The organism is Streptomyces anandii JCM 4720 (genome assembly GCF_014650655.1).
Classification (GTDB): domain Bacteria; phylum Actinomycetota; class Actinomycetes; order Streptomycetales; family Streptomycetaceae; genus Streptomyces; species Streptomyces anandii.
The window spans coordinates 278,809-294,223 of record NZ_BMVJ01000009.1 but is presented as its reverse complement, the minus strand read 5'-3'; the positions used below and the strand labels follow the sequence as shown (position 1 = coordinate 294,223).

At 72.2% G+C, this 15,415-nt stretch carries 13 protein-coding genes; 6 read left to right on the top strand and 7 right to left on the bottom strand.

What is annotated here, in order from left to right; translation table 11 throughout:
- Positions 1-1,944 (bottom strand): D-alanyl-D-alanine carboxypeptidase (locus IE249_RS18795; RefSeq protein ID WP_229858798.1); only part of this gene is annotated, 1,944 nt, incomplete at its 3' end.
- Positions 1,945-2,202: 258 nt separating this feature from the next.
- On the opposite strand from IE249_RS18795, the gene IE249_RS18790 reads away from it, so the two are divergent.
- The 3 genes from IE249_RS18790 (at position 2,203) to IE249_RS18780 (ending at position 4,488) form a co-directional block, all read left to right on the top strand.
- Positions 2,203-2,958: a GOLPH3/VPS74 family protein gene (locus IE249_RS18790; RefSeq protein WP_189705978.1), complete on the top strand. Its 756-nt coding sequence runs from the start codon at positions 2,203-2,205 to the stop codon at positions 2,956-2,958.
- Positions 2,959-3,260: 302 nt separating this feature from the next.
- Complete coding sequence (locus IE249_RS18785) at positions 3,261-4,127, top strand: helix-turn-helix domain-containing protein (RefSeq protein WP_189705977.1); 867 nt, start codon at positions 3,261-3,263, stop codon at positions 4,125-4,127.
- 169 nt (positions 4,128-4,296) lie between these two features.
- Positions 4,297-4,488 carry a DUF397 domain-containing protein gene (locus tag IE249_RS18780; RefSeq protein WP_189705976.1) on the top strand — a complete coding sequence of 64 codons (192 nt, stop codon included), beginning with the start codon at positions 4,297-4,299 and terminating at the stop codon, positions 4,486-4,488.
- Between the two features lie 64 nt (positions 4,489-4,552).
- On the opposite strand, the gene IE249_RS18775 is transcribed toward IE249_RS18780, so the two are convergent.
- Entirely contained in the window at positions 4,553-5,488 is a 936-nt protein-coding gene (locus IE249_RS18775; RefSeq protein ID WP_229858797.1) for a hypothetical protein, read from the bottom strand.
- A 91-nt stretch (positions 5,489-5,579) separates the two neighbouring features.
- Here IE249_RS18775 and IE249_RS18770 point away from each other — a divergent pair, with 91 nt between their 5' ends.
- Positions 5,580-6,365, top strand: coding sequence for an SDR family oxidoreductase (locus tag IE249_RS18770; protein WP_189705975.1), 786 nt, complete (start codon positions 5,580-5,582; stop codon positions 6,363-6,365).
- Positions 6,366-6,492: 127 nt separating this feature from the next.
- Positions 6,493-8,082 carry a sodium:solute symporter family protein gene (locus IE249_RS18765; RefSeq protein WP_189705974.1) on the top strand — a complete coding sequence of 530 codons (1,590 nt, stop codon included), beginning with the start codon at positions 6,493-6,495 and terminating at the stop codon, positions 8,080-8,082.
- On the opposite strand, the gene IE249_RS18760 is transcribed toward IE249_RS18765, so the two are convergent.
- From IE249_RS18760 to IE249_RS18750, 3 genes are all read right to left on the bottom strand, one after another.
- A complete protein-coding gene (locus tag IE249_RS18760; RefSeq protein ID WP_189705973.1) occupies positions 8,064-9,182 on the bottom strand; it encodes an ADP-ribosylglycohydrolase family protein in 1,119 nt (372 codons plus the stop codon). The two genes, IE249_RS18765 and IE249_RS18760, sit on opposite strands and share 19 nt — an antisense overlap.
- Positions 9,183-9,278: 96 nt before the next feature.
- Positions 9,279-9,845, bottom strand: coding sequence for a hypothetical protein (locus IE249_RS18755; RefSeq protein ID WP_189705972.1), 567 nt, complete (start codon positions 9,843-9,845; stop codon positions 9,279-9,281).
- An 84-nt stretch (positions 9,846-9,929) separates the two neighbouring features.
- Positions 9,930-12,515, bottom strand: coding sequence for a bifunctional FO biosynthesis protein CofGH (locus IE249_RS18750; RefSeq protein WP_189705971.1), 2,586 nt, complete (start codon positions 12,513-12,515; stop codon positions 9,930-9,932).
- 116 nt (positions 12,516-12,631) lie between these two features.
- On the opposite strand from IE249_RS18750, the gene IE249_RS18745 reads away from it, so the two are divergent.
- The gene (locus IE249_RS18745) at positions 12,632-13,027 is read left to right on the top strand and encodes a nitroreductase/quinone reductase family protein (RefSeq protein ID WP_189705970.1); all 396 of its coding nucleotides are present in this window, start codon (positions 12,632-12,634) and stop codon (positions 13,025-13,027) included.
- Positions 13,028-13,030: 3 nt separating this feature from the next.
- Here IE249_RS18745 and IE249_RS18740 read toward each other — a convergent pair whose 3' ends face one another.
- Both IE249_RS18740 and IE249_RS37785 read right to left on the bottom strand, forming a co-directional pair.
- Positions 13,031-14,482 carry an aldehyde dehydrogenase family protein gene (locus tag IE249_RS18740; protein ID WP_189705969.1) on the bottom strand — a complete coding sequence of 484 codons (1,452 nt, stop codon included), beginning with the start codon at positions 14,480-14,482 and terminating at the stop codon, positions 13,031-13,033.
- Positions 14,479-15,415 (bottom strand): amidohydrolase family protein (locus tag IE249_RS37785; protein WP_229858795.1); only part of this gene is annotated, 937 nt, incomplete at its 5' end. The genes IE249_RS18740 and IE249_RS37785, both read right to left, overlap by 4 nt.

Sequence of the window (15,415 nt, the reverse complement as noted above, 5' to 3'; positions counted from 1 at the left end):
CGCGGCGAACAGCAGGTTGCCGCCGGCCGCGGTGGTGGTGCCGGTCTTGATGCCGATCGCGCCGATGAGGTACGGAAGCTGGTTGTAGTTGTTCCACTTGTGGCCGTACGGGTCCTTCCAGCTGGCCACGCTGGTGATCGCCACGAGGGCGGGGATCTTCACGACCGCGTTGCCGAGCTTCACCTGGTCCTGGGCGGTGGAGACGGTGGTCTCCTTCAGACCCGAGGGGTCGGTGTACGTCGTGCCGGTCATCCCCAGTTCCCTGGCGGTGTCGTTCATCTTCTTGACGAACGCCGCCTCGGAGCCCGCGTCCCAACGCGCCAGCAGGCGGGCGATGTTGTTGGCGGAGGGCACCATGATCGCGGACAGGGCCTGCTTCTCGGTGAGGAAGTCACCGGCCTTGACGGTGTCGAGGGTGGACTCGCCGTCCTTGTTGTAGCCGCCCTCCTTCTCCGCCGTCGCGTCGACCTTGATCTTCGGGCCGTCCTCGCCCGGCTTCAACGGGTGGTCCTTCAGCACGATGTACGCGGTCATGGTCTTGGCGACCGAGCCGATGGCGACCGGCGTCTGCTTGCCGAAGTGGTCCATCGTGCCGATGCCGACACCGTCCATCCACCCCTGGCCCTCGCTCGGCCAGGGCAGGTTCACCTTGCTGCCGTCGAACGTGTAGCTGTCCTCGGCGGTGAGCGCCAGGGTGGGCGCGGGCAGCGGGCGCACGGCCTGCACGATCGCAAAGACGATCACCAGCAGCAGTACCAGCGGCGTCCAGATCTTGACCCGGCGCACCGCGGTGCGCAGCGGGGTCTCCGGGGGCGGCGGGGTGTTCGTCAGCTCGGCCAGCAGATCCAGTGGCGGCTTGGGCGGCAGCGGCTGCTGGGTGGTCCGCTCGGGACCGACCTGCGGCACGGCGGCGGTCGCGTCGGCGGGGACGGAACGGGGCCTGGCGGCGGGGGCCGGCGGCTGGGCCGACGCGGGCTTGGCGGGGGCGGGAGCGGGCGCGGGGGCTGTCTTCTGCTGCGGCTTGCGGGTCCCGGGCTCGTCCAGCGGCTTGAGCGCGACGAACTTGCTGGTCCGCTCGGCTTCGGTCTCGGCCTTCTCGCTCTTCGCGCTCTCTTCGCTCTTCTCGCTCTTCGGGCCACCGCCGATCTTGAGCATGGTGGTGGGCTGGTCGACCGGCGGCTTGAGCCTGGCCGTGCCGCCCAGCTTCAGCATGGTGGTGGGCTGGTCGACGGCCGGCTCGGCCTTCCCGCCGGGCTCGGCGTCCTCGGAGGCGTCGGGGGCGTCGTCCTCGGGCTCGGCGTCCTCGGGAGCGTCCTGGGGCTCGGCGTCCTCGGGAGCGTCCTCGGGCCGGCCGGACTCGGGAGCGTCCTTCCCGGCGCCTTCGGCGTCCTCGGTGCCTTCCGGGCTCCCGGTCCTCGAGGGGGCGTCCTCGGAGGAGGCCTCCTCGGAAGCGTCCTCCTGCGGCTCCTCGTCGGCGGAGCGCGCCCAGGCGGCCACCGCCGCACGCAGGCGCGCGTCACCCACGCGATCGGTCCCGGCGTCCGAGCCGTCGCCGCTCTCGCCGCTCTCCCCGGCCTCGCCGCTCTCCTCGGCCGCCTCGGCCGCCTCAGCCTCCTCGGCCGCCGCCGGCTCCTCCGTGCCCGGGCTCTCCGGCGCGTCCCCGGACTCGCCGGAGGCATCCGCGTCCGCGTCCGCCGCCTCGTCCTCGTCGACCACCACGTCCCGTACCGAGAGCACGCGCGTGGCCGTGTCGACGCCACCGGACTCCCGTGCCTCCCTCGGCTCCCGTGACTCGCCCGACAGCGCGAGGCGCGGGTCGCGGACCTCACGCGACTCGCCCCTGGCCTCGGGAACCGGACCCGCGCTCCCCGACGTCGGTTCTGCCGACGACTCGCGCTGCTTCGACCTGTCGGGGGACTCGCCCGCCACCGATGCCTCCTCCATGCGCCGCACGCCTCGCGCGGCCAACGAACCGTGATCCGCCAACTGAACCGTCACCCGGACGAAGCAGCCGCACCACCGGGGCTCAACACCCGGTCGTACCGCTGTCCGAACCATGTACCAGTGTCCTGTGTGCGGACCCAACCCAAGCGGTAGACGAGAACGACATACCTACCGGTTCCCTCACGAAGCGGTCACGCACCCTCGACAGACCAATGTGAGAGGGGTCACCCTGTCATTCATCCACGCGGGGAGGCATGGATGGGCAGGAGCCGCAGAACACTTCCGGAGGAGCTTCTGCTGCTGGCACTGGACCCGGCCACGGGTACCACTGCGCAGCCGCAGTCGCTCGACCTCGGTCTGGCCGGAGCACAGCTAGTGGAGCTGGCGCTGGCCGGACGGATAGCCCCAGACGGGGATCGTATCGCCGTGGTGGTGCCACGGCCGACAGGAGATCCAACTCTGGACTGCGCGTTGGAGTTGCTGCGAAGGCGCGGCGCTCCGGTACGGGCCGTCCACTGGATCGGCGGGCCCCGTCTCGGGCTGCGCCAGACCTATCTCTCGCATCTGGAGCGGTGCGGCATGGTCGCCGCCGTGCCCGGCCAGATGTGCGGGGTGCTGCCGACGACTCGCTACCAGGCGACGGACACGGCCATCAGCCGGGAGATCAGGGCCCGGCTGGACTCCGCGATCCGCACCGGCGTGCCGCCGGACCCGCGGACGGCGGCGCTCGCCGCGCTGGCGCACGCGGTCGGTCTCGGCAAGCACCTGTACCCGGGCAACGAGGGCCGTTCGTCCCGTTCCCGGCTGCGGGACCTCATCAGGCACGACCCGATGGGCGGTCTGGTGGCGCACGCCGTGATGGACGTCCAGAACGGCGCGGCGGCCCAGCCCCGCCGCAGCCCGGCACCGGCCGGACGCCAGGCGGCAACGGGCGTCAGGCCCCCGGCGGAACCGGCCCGGGGCGTCCCCATGCAGCCCCACCGCGGCTCCATGGCCCGTCTGGCGGCGCACTAGCCCAACGCACCGGCCGGGTGGCTCGGTCACCTGCGGGCGCCTCATGCCGGTGTCGAGAGCCCGAACGTGCTCGGCGCTTCGCGCCTCCGCGCGTTCGGCGCCTCGACACCGGCGCGCCCCGGGGCTCCCTCGCGGCCGGCGCGTGGGAGAAGGCGTCCTTGGCGGGCCCCTGCCGCGTGCCATGGAAGGCGGGGAAACCTCACGCATATACCTGGTTTTCCAGCGGTAGAAAGCACCTTGGTGGCAATCTGCTCAGCAGCAGATACGCAAAGTAGAGGCTTTCAGCCGGAGGTGCGCGTCCCGTGGCGTCCAATGTCAATCCCACTGTCAGGCGGCGCCGTCTGGGCCAGGAGCTGCGCAGGCTCCGCGAGCTCAAGGGCATGACGGCCGAGGAAGTGGCCGAGCGGCTGCTGGTTTCCCAGTCGAAGATCAGCCGGCTGGAGAACGGCAGGCGCAGCATCAGCCAGCGCGACGTGCGCGACCTGTGCGGGGTCTACGAGGTGGAGGACCACCGGATCGTGGACTCGCTGATGCAGATGGCCAAGGACTCGCGCCAGCAGGGCTGGTGGCACTCCTTCGGCGACATCCCGTACAGCGTCTACATCGGTCTGGAGACGGACGCGGCGAGCCTCAGGGTCTACGATCCCCAGGTCGTCCCTGGCCTGCTGCAGACGCGTCAGTACGCGGAGGCGCTGATCGCCGGCGCGCTGCCGGAGACGGCGCCCGCGGACATCGAGAAGCGCGTCCAGGTCCGTATGCGGCGGCAGGAACGAATCTCCGCCGCCGAGAACCCGCTGCGCCTGTGGACGGTGCTGGACGAGGCCGCGCTGCGCCGGGTGGTCGGCAACAGGGCGCTGATGCGCGAGCAGTTGGAGCACCTGGCGGAGCAGTCCCAGCTGCCGCACGTGACCGTGCAGGTCATCCCCTTCGAGATGGGCTCGCATCCGGGTCTCAACGGCCAGTACGCGATCCTGGAGTTCCCGGACGCGGCCGACTCCAGTGTGGTCTACATCGAGGGCGTCACCAGTGACCTGTATCTGGAGAAGGCCAACGACGTGCAGAAGTACAGCGTGATGTACGAGCATCTGCGGGCGCAGGCGCTGAACGTGGAGCAGTCGCGGCAGTTCATCGCGGACATCGCGAAGGAGTACGCGGAGTACACGCACTGAGAGGCGGGCACAGTACACCCTGAACTCCCATAAAGGGAAGTCCCATTGGAATATGCCATCCGGTCGAGTGAATAGTCTCTTCGGGCTTCGGGCCTGGCGGGTAGCGTCGATCACGCCATCGAGCAAGAACGTTGGCGCAAACCCACTCCACAGGCAATCCGGAGCAGAAATGGCAATTCGTCAGGGCGCCACGGAGACGTGGACCAAGTCCTCGTACTCCACGGGCAACGGCGCATGCGTCGAGATCAAGTCACCGGTGGTCGCGGCCATGGCGGTCCGGGACTCCAAGGTCCCCGAGGGACCGGTGCTCGGCTTCCCCACCGACGCGTGGAACACCTTCGTGGCATCGGTCAAGGCGTAACGGGGAGGGTCCTTCCTGATCCTCCACCGTCACCTGTCGACACGCGCAAGCAGGACAAGCTCGATCAGGAGCCCTCTCGACCAGCCCGCCGTCCTTGCCGAGAGGGCTCTGCTTGTCCCTCCACGTGTCCCCCCGCGTACCCCTCCTCTTGTTCCTCGACGGTCCGCAGGCGGTCCACATGGGTGTCCGTGCCCGGAACGGTCGGCACGAACGGCGCGACCAGTTCCACCCTCCCCGGCCCGGCCGCCGACACCTCCTCGTCCAGGCCGGTGAACCGCTCCCGCCAGCACCGGCGCGGGTCGCTCTGCAGGAACCACAGCAGGGTGAGGCGGGTCCCGACGCCCTCGACCTGTTTGACGTACGTCATCCGGTCGCCGGGCAGCGGCGTGGGCGCGAAGACGGTCACCATCGCGGCCGGTGAGCCCGCGAGCCGCCCCGGCAGGTGCCGGGCGCGCAGCCACCGCACCAGTTCGTCCCGCCGCTCGGGCGAGTCGGCGTCGATCACCTCCAGGACCAGCCCGGCGTAGGGGTGGTCCAGCGCGTGGAAGTCGCGCGGTCCCGCGGCCCCGTCGCGGTAGACGGTCGTCACGTGGTCCTGGAACGCGGTGAAGACGTGCGTACGGGCCCGGTGGACCCGGCTGTCGCGGTTGAGCCGCTTGTTGATCGCGACGGTCCAGCGCATGTGGTCGTCGTAGCGGCCCTCGGTGATCCAGTACGTCGAGAGGTAGCAGCCGGCGGTGACCGGCTGAGCGACGGCCGACTTCTCCGGGTAGCGCAGGAGTTGCAGATCCCGGGTGGCGACCCAGCGGCGGCCCGCGAACATCCACGGCATGGCCATGGCGCCGGCGTAGTAGTGGTCGTCCTCGTACCAGCGGTTGTAGGCGTACTCGTGGCCCGGGTGCGGTTCGACCATGGTGATCAGGGCGTGGCCCGGGTGGACGCCGTAGGGACCGACGGAGGCCAGTTCGGCGTAGACCTCGCTGCGGGTGTCCTCGCTCATGCCGCTCCCCTTCCGTCCGGTGCCGGGCGCCCTTACCCTGACGCCACTCTGACGTCCCGTCAGGTAATCCGCCAGAGCCGGGAGGGCCGCAATGTCATTGCTCGCGGGGAGGACGGTGGTGGTCTCGGGGGTGGGCGCGGGACTGGGCCACCAGGTCGCGGCGGCCGTCGTACGGGACGGCGGGAACGCGGTGCTCGGGGCGCGCACGGCGGAGAACCTCGCCAAGAGCGCGGCCGGGATAGACCCGGACGGCGCGCACACGGCGTTCCGGGAGACGGACATCACCGACGAGCGGCAGTGCGAGGCGCTCGCGGGGCTGGCGCGGGAACGGTTCGGGCGGATCGACGCGGTGGTCCATGTGGCCGCCTGGGACTCGTACTTCGGCGGGCTGGAGGACGCCGACCTCACGACGTGGGCGTCGGTGCTCGACGTCAACCTGCTGGGCACGCTGCGGATGACCCGGGCCTGTCTGCCGGCGCTGAAGGAGCGGGGCGGTTCGGTGGTGTTCATCGGCACGCAGTCGGCGGTGGCGGCGCCCTCGCAGGTGAGGCAGGCGGCGTACGCGGCGTCGAAGGGGGCGCTGACCAGCGCGATGTACTCGCTGGCGCGCGAGCTCGGGCCGTACCGGATCAGGGTCAACACGGTGCTGCCGGGCTGGATGTGGGGCCCGCCGGTGCAGGCGTACGTGCGGTTCGCGGCGGGGAGCGAGGGCGTGCCGGAGGAGCGGGTGCTGGCCCGGCTGACGGAGCGGATGGCGCTGCCCGAGCTGGCGACGGACGCGGACGTGGCCGACGCGGCGGTGTTCCTCGCCTCGGACCGGGCAAGGGCCATCACGGGACAGTCGTTGCTGGTCAACGCGGGTGAGCTGATGCGCTGACCCGACGTCGCCCCGAGCGGCTGTCATTCATGTGGATGAACGCAGGTCACTCAGACGAACATCTTTACTCGGGCTTGACCTTACGCTTGCTTGTCGTGTTCATGGGGGTGGACCCACGATCGGGCACATGAACAGTCTCGACTGGGCCGTGCTCATCGGCTACTTCGGCGTCATGGTCGCCATCGGCGTCTGGTCGCATAAGCGCGTGGACGACGTCAGCGACTTCTTCACGGCCGGCGGCAAAATGCCCTGGTGGCTGTCCGGCATCTCGCACCACATGTCGGGCTACAGCGCGGTGATGTTCACCGGGTACGCGGGCATCGCCTACACCTACGGCGTCACGTCCTTCGTCACCTGGTCCTTCCCCATCGCGCTCGGCATCGCGATCGGCTCGAAGCTGTTCGCGCCGCGCATCAACCGGCTGCGCTCCCGGCTGCACGTGGCCTCCCCGCTGGAGTACCTGAAGAACCGCTACAACCTCTCCACGCAACAGGCGCTCGCCTGGTCCGGGATGCTGCTGAAGATCGTGGACGTGGGCGCCAAGTGGGCGGCGATCGCCACCCTGCTGTCGGTGTTCACCGGGGTGTCCCTCGACCAGGGCATCCTCATCACCGGCGCGATCACCGCGATCTACTGCACGATCGGCGGCCTGTGGGCGGACGCGCTCACCGAACTCGGCCAGTTCGTCATCCAGTTGCTGGCCGGCCTGTCGATGTTCGTGGCGGTGCTGCTGAAACTGAACGACAAGGGCATCGGCCTCTTCGGCGCCTTCGACGAGCCGGCCCTGCACGGCCACGGCAAACCGCTGGTCGGCCCCTACGGCACGGTGTTCCTGCTGGCGTTCCTCTTCATCAAGCTGTTCGAGTACAACGGCGGAATGCTCAACCAGGCCCAGCGCTACATGGCCACGGGCAACGCCCGCCAGGCCGAGCGCTCGGCACGTCTGTCGGCGGTGCTGTGGCTGGTCTGGCCGGTCGTGCTGTTCTTCCCCATGTGGATGTCCCCGCTCCTGGTCCACGCACAGAAGCCGGACGGCTCCGACTCCTACGCCCTGATGACCGAACAGCTCCTGCCGCACGGGCTGCTGGGCCTGGTGATCGTCGGCTTCTTCTCCCACACCATGGCCATGTGCTCCTCGGACGCCAACGCCATCGCGGCCGTCTTCACCCGTGACGTGGCGCCGGTGCTCTCCCGGCGGGCACGGGCGTGGGGACAGCGCTCGGGACTGGTCGCGGCCCGTGTGACGACCGTCGTCTTCCTCGGCCTGTCCATGGCGGTGGCCACCCAGGTCAACTCCCCCACCTTCAAGGACATCATCACGGTCGTCATCAAGTGGGTGGCCGGTCTGATGGGCCCGATCGCGATCCCGATGATGCTGGGCCTGCTCCGGCCGTTCCGCCGCTCCGGCCCGACGGCCGCGCTGGTGAGCTGGGGCCTGGGCCTGTTGGCCTTCTGGCTGGTGAACTACCCGCTCAACTGGAGCGTCGACGGCGGAGTCCCGCTGCAGTACCAGGTCTCGGTGCCGCTCGCGGTCTCCCTCGTGCTCTACATCGTCATCGGCTGGATCAGGCCGGAGGACACCCCCGAACGTCTGGCGGTCATCGAGCGGGTCAACACCGACGGGGACGGCCCCGGCGGCTCCTCGGCGGCCGCCGCCGTCCCGGCGCCCGCGGGCGCGGGTGCGGGCGACGACGCGGCTCAGGCCCCGCGCGGATAGCGGGCCAGCCAGCCCGGGCAGGATCCGGCGGGACCGTGCAGCGCGGGCCCCTGGGTCATCTCCATCGCGAAGTCGTCCGCGAGGACCAGCAGGGTGGGACGGCCCTCCAGCTCGGCCAGCCAGGCCGGCGGGAGGGCCGTCTCGCCGTACAGGGCGCCGAGCAGCCCGCCGGTGAGGGCGCCCGCGGCGCCCGAGGGTCCGCCCTGGTTCACGGCCAGGCACAGCCCGTGCCGTACGTCCTCGCCCACCAGCGCGCAGTACACGGCCACGGCCAGCAGCCCCTCCGCCGTGCCCGTGCCCGCCAGCTCCTCCACCCGGGCCGGGTCGGGCAGGCCCTGGCGGACCGCGCCGAGCGCGTGCTGGAGGGCGTCGGACACCGGCTGGTGCCCGGGCCGGGCGGCGAGCAGCGCGAGCGCCTTCTGCACGGCGCCGTCGAGGTCGTCGCCCCGCGCGAGCGCGTGCACGATGACCGCGTACGCACCGGCTGCCAGGCAGGCGGTGGGGTGCCCGTGGCTCTGCGCGGCGCACTCCACCGCGAGCTGTACGACGAGTTGCGGCTCCCAGCCGACCAGCAGCCCGAACGGGGCGGACCGCACGACGGCCTCCGGCCCCGCCTCGCCGGGGTTCTTGGGCGCCTCCAGGGTGCCCATGATCTCGTCGCCGAACCCGATGAGGAGGGCGCGGGCCGGGTCGCGGCGGGCGTACAGCCACTCCTCGCGGGCCAGCCAGCCGTCGTCCTTGCGCCGCTCGTCGGGCCCCCAGTCGCGCTGGGTGGCCGCCCACCGCAAGTACGCCCGGTGCAGATCGGTCGGCGGGTGCCAGGCGCCGGTGTCGCGCCGCACCTGGGCGCGGACCAGGCCGTCCACGGAGAACAGGGTGAGCTGGGTCAGATGCGTGACCGCGCCGCGCCGCCCGTAGGCCGGGGCGAGGTCGACGATTCCCTCGGCGCCGTGCGCCTCACGGATCGCGGCCAGGTCCAGCGCGTCCACCGGCGCCCCGAGGGCGTCGCCCACGGCCACCCCGAGCAGGGTGCCCCGCACCCGGCTCCGGAAGTCCTGCTGCTCGGCACGCCCCCAGACGGCACCGGACGTCGTACCCACCAAGACCTCCCTCACGGCAACCGTCCGTACGTACGACGCTCAGCACTGTAATCGAACGGGGACGGTGCGTTCAGAGGGCGGATCCGGACGAAGGCCCTATTTGACGACCACGACCTTGGTGGCCACCGAGCCGAACGTCCACAGGGCCGCGCCGTCCTCCTTGCCCATGCGGATGCCCGCCGTCTGCTTGCCCGGCGCGGCGGGAGCGGGCGAGGCGCCGTCGACGGCGTTGGAGAAGGCCACCGACAGGCCGGACTTGGCGGCGAAGTAGACGATGTGCTCGATCTGCACGCCGTCCGAGCCGGTGGTGGACTCCCGGCGCAGCGAGACCTTGTACGGGCCGGGGTCGGGGCCGACCGTGCCCGGCCACACCGGGAACGTGCGGGTGGGCGTGCCCGACTCGTCCACCAGCCACACCCGCTTGGAGCCGAGCGCGTACACGATCCGGCGGCCCGTTCCGGACGCGGACGGGAGCGCGGGCGGCGCCGTGTGCCCGGGGGCGGCGGAGGGGTGCGCGCTCGCCCGCGCCGAGGGCTTGGCGTGGGCGGCCGTGGCCGCGGGGTGCGGTCCCTGGTCCGCCTGCACCGCAAGGACGGCCACCGCCACGACCGCCGACGCGGTCAGGCCGCTGACCCAGGCCCACGAAGGTATTCGGGCCGGCATGGGCACGCATCTCCTCGGCTGCTCTTCGCCCCCTCCACCGGGGGTCGGATCATCGTACTGTGGGCCGTCTCCCGCTCGGTTCAGTCAGTCCAGGACGGGGAGCAGGTCCGGCAGGTGGCCGTCCGAGGCGGCCGCCGCGCGCTGCCGCTCCTCGGGGACCTCGCCGTAGAGCGTGGTGCGGGGCCTGGCCGGGCGGCCGGCCGCCTGTGCCACCGCGACCAGGTCCTTGACGGACTTGTACGAGCCGTAGGAGGAGCCCGCCATGCGGGAGATCGTCTCCTCCATCAGGGTGCCACCGAGGTCGTTCGCGCCGGAGCGGAGCATCTCGGCCGCGCCCTCGGCGCCGAGTTTGACCCAGCTCGTCTGGATGTTGGGGATGTGCGGGTGCAGGAGCAGGCGGGCCATCGCGGTGACCGCCCGGTTGTCGCGCATGGTCGGGCCGGGCCGGGCGATGCCCGCGAGGTACACCGGGGCGTTGGTGTGGACGAAGGGCAGGGTGACGAACTCCGTGAAGCCGCCCGTGCGCTGCTGGAGGCGGGCGAGGGTGCGCAGGTGGCCCAGCCAGTGGCGGGGCTGGTCGACGTGGCCGTACATCATCGTGGACGAGGAGCGGATGCCCAGCTCGTGGGCCGTCTCGATCACCTCGATCCAGGTAGCCGCGGGCAGCTTGCCCTTGGTGAGGATCCAGCGCACCTCGTCGTCGAGGATCTCGGCGGCGGTGCCGGGGACGGTGTCCAGGCCGGCCTCCTTCGCCGCGGTCAGCCAGTCCCGGACCGGCATGCCGGTGCGGGCCGCGCCGTTGACGACCTCCATCGGGGAGAAGGCGTGCACGTGCATGCCGGGCACGCGCTCCTTGACGGCCCTGGCGATGTCGAAGTACGCCGTGCCCGGCAGGTCGGGGTGGATGCCGCCCTGCATGCAGACCTCCACCGCGCCGACGTCCCACGCCTGCTGGGCGCGGTCGGCGACCTGCTCCAGGGAGAGGGTGTAGGCGTCGGCGTCGGTGCGGCGCTGCGCGAAGGCGCAGAAGCGGCAGCCGGTGTAGCAGACGTTGGTGAAGTTGATGTTCCTGGTGACGATGTACGTGACGTCCTCGCCGACGGCCGACTTGCGTACGTCGTCGGCCACCTGGCACAGCGCGTCCAGGGCGGGGCCGTCCGCGTGCAGCAGGGCGAGGGCCTCGTCGTCGGTGAGCTTCGCCGGGTCGCCGGCCGCGGTGCGCAGGGCCTGGCGTACGTCGGTGTCGATGCGCTCGGGCGCCATGCCGGGGGCGGCGGCCTCGCGCAGGGCGGACCAGTCGCCGTAGACCTCGTCGAAGTCGGTGCGGCGGTCGCCCGTGCGGCCCTCGGTGTCGATGGACGTGTGCAGGTCGGTACGGCCCGTCGCGGTGAACGCCTCCTCCGGCTCCTGCCAGGGGCGGCCCTCGACGGGCGCGTCCTCGCGGGCCAGACCCGTCTCGGGGTCGGCGAGGGCGCGGACGTGCGGGAGCAGACGCGGGTCGAGCCAGGGCTCGCCGCGCCGGACGAACTCCGGGTAGACGCAGAGGCGTTCACGCAGTTGGAAGCCGGCCGCGGCGGAGCGTTCGCGCAGCAGGTCGATCTGCGGCCAGGGGCGCTCGGGGTTGACGTGGTCGATGGTGAGCGGGGAGACGCCGCCCCAGTCGTCGATGCCGGCGCCGATGAGGCGTTCGTACTCGGCGTCGACCAGGTTCGGCGGGGCCTGGAGGCAGGCGGAGGGGCCCATGATGTGGCGGGCGACGGCGACGGTGGCGACGAGGTCGTCGAGTTCGGCGTCCGGCATGCCGCGCATGGCCGTGTCCGGCTTGGCGCGGAAGTTCTGGATGATCAGTTCCTGGACGCCGTGGTGGGCCCGCGCGACCTTGCGCAGCGCGAACAGCGACTCGGCGCGCTCCTCGTGGGTCTCGCCGATGCCGATGAGGATGCCGGAGGTGAAGGGGACGGAGGATCGGCCGGCGTCCTCCAGCACCCGCAGCCGTACGGCGGGTTCCTTGTCCGGGGAGCCGTGGTGGGGACCGCCGGGCTCGGACCACAGACGGGTGGCGGTGGTCTCCAGCATCATGCCCATGCTCGGCGCGACGGGCTTGAGGCGCTGGAAGTCCGTCCACGTCAGCACGCCCGGGTTGAGGTGCGGCAGCAGGCCGGTCTCCTCCAGGATGCGGACGGAGACGGCGCGGACGTAGGCGATGGTGTCGTCGTAGCCGTGCGCGTCGAGCCACTCGCGCGCCTCGGGCCAGCGGTCCTCGGGCTTGTCGCCGAGGGTGATGAGGGCTTCCTTGCAGCCGAGGGCGGCGCCCTTGCGGGCGATGTCCAGGACCTCGTCGGGGGACATGAACATCCCGTGCCCGGCGCGGCGCAGCTTGCCGGGGACGGTGACGAAGGTGCAGTAGTGGCACTTGTCCCGGCACAGCCGGGTCAGCGGAATGAAGACGCTCTTGGAGTACGTGATGACGCCGGGCCGCCCGGCCGCCTCGAGCCCCGCGTCGCGCACCCGGGCGGCGGAGGCGGCGAGGTCGTCGAGGTCCTCGCCACGGGCCTGGAGCAGCACGGCCGCCTCGGCGGTGTCGAGCGCGACGCCCTCCCGGGCACGCCTGAGCGCGCGACGCATGGAGTTCTCGGTGGGTCCGGTTCCAGAAGCCGCGGAAGTCGTCATCCCCCGAGCATACGATCGCCGTGATCAGCCCCGGCGCGGGCGATCGCTTCCCGCCCGGCCGCCACTCGCTCCCCCACAATGGACGGCGACCGGACGCCGACGCAGGAGGCCCGCAGATGTCCCGCAACGCCGACCGCAAGCACCGGGCCGTCACGGCCCTGCAGCGCCATGTCGTGAATCCCGTGATGCGCCGGCTGCCGTTCCAGACGCTCCTGGAGACCACGGGCCGCACCTCCGGGCTGCCGCGCCGGACCCCGCTGGGCGGTCGGCGCACCGGTGACTCCTTCTGGCTGGTGTCGGAGTTCGGCGAGCGTTCGCAGTACGTGCGCAACATCCGCGTCCACCCGGAGGTGCGGGTGCGCATCCGGGGCCGCTGGTACGAGGGCACCGCCCATGTCCTGCCCGGCGACGACCCCGTGGCCCGGCTGCGCACCCTGCCCCGCTACAACAGCGCGGCGGTGCGGGCGCTGGGGACGGAACTGCTGACGGTGCGGGTGGACCTGCGGCGGTGAGCCTCAGCCCGGCCACACGATCGACTGGACCTCGCTGTAGGCGTGCAGGGCGTACACCCCCACGTCGCGGCCCACTCCGCTCTTCCTGAAGCCGCCGAAGGGCGCCTCCATGTTGCGGCCGACGGTGTTGACGCCGACGCCGCCCGCGCGCAGCCGCCGGGCGACCCGGAAGGCGCGGGCCACGTCCGCCGACCAGACGTAGTCGATCAGGCCGTAGTCGCTGTCGCCGGCCAGGGCGACGCCCTCCTCCTCGTCGTCGAAGGGGACGACCGTCACCACCGGGCCGAAGATCTCCTCGCGGCACACCCGCATGTCGTTGGAGCAGTCGACGAGGAGGGTGGGGGCGACGTAGAACCCGCGCTCCTGCGGGGGGCGTTCGCCGCCCGTGACGATCACCGCGCCCTCCTTGCGGCCCAGTTCGACGTACGACTCGACCCGGTCGCGGTGGGCAGCGGAGATGACCGGGCCGACCACCGTCTCCGGGGCCCGGGGATCACCCACCGGCAACCGGCGGGCGTACTCGGCCAGTTGCCGCACCAGGCGGTCGTACACGCCGCGCTGGGCCAGCACCCGGGTCGGGGCGGTGCAGATCTGGCCGCTGTAGAAGGAGAAGGTGGTGCCGATGCCGGCGACCGCCGCGTCGAGGTCCGCGTCGTCGAAGACGAGGGCCGCGCCCTTGCCGCCCAGCTCCATCAGGGTGCGTTTCATGTCCCGGCCGCACACCTCGGCGATGCGCCGGCCGACCGCGGTCGAGCCGGTGAAGCTGACCATGTCGACGTCCGGGCTGTCCACGACCGCCTCGCCGACCGCGACGGACCGCCCCGACACCACGTTCACCACCCCGGGCGGCACACCCGCCGCCTCGAGGGCCTCGGCCATCCGGTAGACGGACAGCGGGTCCTGCGGGGCCGGTTTCACCACCACCGTGTTGCCCGTCGCGAGCGCCGGCGCGACCTTCCCGGCCGGGTTGGCCCAGGGGTTGTTGTACGAGGTGACGCAGGTGACGACGCCGGCCGGCTGGCGCACCGCGAGCGCGCCCAGCACGGCCGCGGGACCCATCGGGCCGGCCTCGTTGATCTGCGGCTCGACCGCCCACTGGGCCGGCTCCACGCGCGCGTACCGGCGGAAGCGGGCCGCGGCCACGCCGACCTGCATCGCGCGCGCGGTCGCCGTCGTCGCGCCGGTCTCCGCCACCGCCAGTTCGGTGTACGGCCCCATGCCGGACCGGATGGCGCGGGCCGCCCGCGCGAGGATCGCCGCCCGCTCCTCCGGTGCCGTGCGCGACCACGGCCCGAACGCCTCGCGGGCCGCCGCGCAGGCCGCCCGCGCCTGGTCCGGGGAGGCCTCGGGGGCGGGGCCGACGACCGTCTCGGTGGCGGGGTCGACGACCTCGTAGTGGCCGCCGTCCGGCTCCACCCACTCCCCGCCCACGAACAGCCGCTGCGGCTCGCTCACCGGGTGCTCACCGTCCTGGTGTCCCGCCCCGAGCGCAGCACCCTGCCGGGCACGGCGCCGGTCACCTCGTCGTCGCGGATGGCCTCCACGCCGTTGACCCAGACCGCGCGCACGCCGAGCGCCCGGGAGTCCAGCCTCGGGCTGTCGCCGGGCAGGTCGTGCACCAGGGTGGCCGGGCCCGCGTCGATCCGCTCCGGGTCGAACAGGACCAGGTCGGCGTGCCAGCCCCGCTGGATCCGGCCGCGTTCGCGCAGCCCGAACAGCCGCGCCGGCTCGTCGGTGAGCATCCGCACCGCCTGCTCCAGCGTGGCGAGTCTCCGGCCGCGCAGGCAGTCCCCGAGGAAGCGGGTGGTGTAAGGCGCCCCGCACATGCGGTCCAGGTGCGCGCCGGCGTCGGAGCCGCCGAGCAGGACGTCCTCGTGCTGCCAGGTCTGCGCGCGCAGGGACCAGGACGCGGGGTCGTTGTCGGTGGGCATGGGCCACAGGACCGTACGCAGGTCGTCGGCCGCGCAGACGTCCACCAGGCAGGCGAAGGGGTCCTGGCCGCGCTCGCGTGCGATGTCGCGGACCACCCGGCCGGTCAGGCCCTCGTTGCGGGCGCTGTAGGTGTCCCCGATGACGTACCGCCCGAAGTCCGCGAGCCGCCGGAAGACGCCCGCCTCCTTGGAGCGGGCCCGCCGCAGCATCTCCGCGCGCACCCCGGGGTCGCGCAGCCTGGCGACGCGCTCGGGCACGGGCAGGCCCAGGACCTCGCCCCACCCGGGGATGAGGTTGAGCGCGCAGAAGGTGCCCAGCGACATGTTCATCGGGGTGAGGATCGGCATGGTGAGGGCCACCACCCGGCCGCCGGCCTTGCGGGCCCGCTCGCTCGCGAGGAGCTGGCGGGGCACGCGTTCGGGCACGGCGGCGTCGACGGTGAGGACGTTCCAGTTC

Bases quoted from the DNA above. Each gene is read 5' to 3' on its own strand.
- IE249_RS18790 (WP_189705978.1), top strand. From the start codon at position 2,203: ATGGGCAGGAGCCGCAGAACACTTCCGGAGGAGCTTCTGCTGCTGGCA.
- IE249_RS18780 (WP_189705976.1), top strand. From the start codon at position 4,297: ATGGCAATTCGTCAGGGCGCCACGGAGACGTGGACCAAGTCCTCGTAC.
- IE249_RS18775 (WP_229858797.1), bottom strand. From the start codon at position 5,488: ATGAGCGAGGACACCCGCAGCGAGGTCTACGCCGAACTGGCCTCCGTC.
- IE249_RS18770 (WP_189705975.1), top strand. From the start codon at position 5,580: ATGTCATTGCTCGCGGGGAGGACGGTGGTGGTCTCGGGGGTGGGCGCG.
- IE249_RS18765 (WP_189705974.1), top strand. From the start codon at position 6,493: ATGAACAGTCTCGACTGGGCCGTGCTCATCGGCTACTTCGGCGTCATG.
- IE249_RS18755 (WP_189705972.1), bottom strand. From the start codon at position 9,845: ATGCCGGCCCGAATACCTTCGTGGGCCTGGGTCAGCGGCCTGACCGCG.
- IE249_RS18750 (WP_189705971.1), bottom strand. From the start codon at position 12,515: ATGACGACTTCCGCGGCTTCTGGAACCGGACCCACCGAGAACTCCATG.
- IE249_RS18745 (WP_189705970.1), top strand. From the start codon at position 12,632: ATGTCCCGCAACGCCGACCGCAAGCACCGGGCCGTCACGGCCCTGCAG.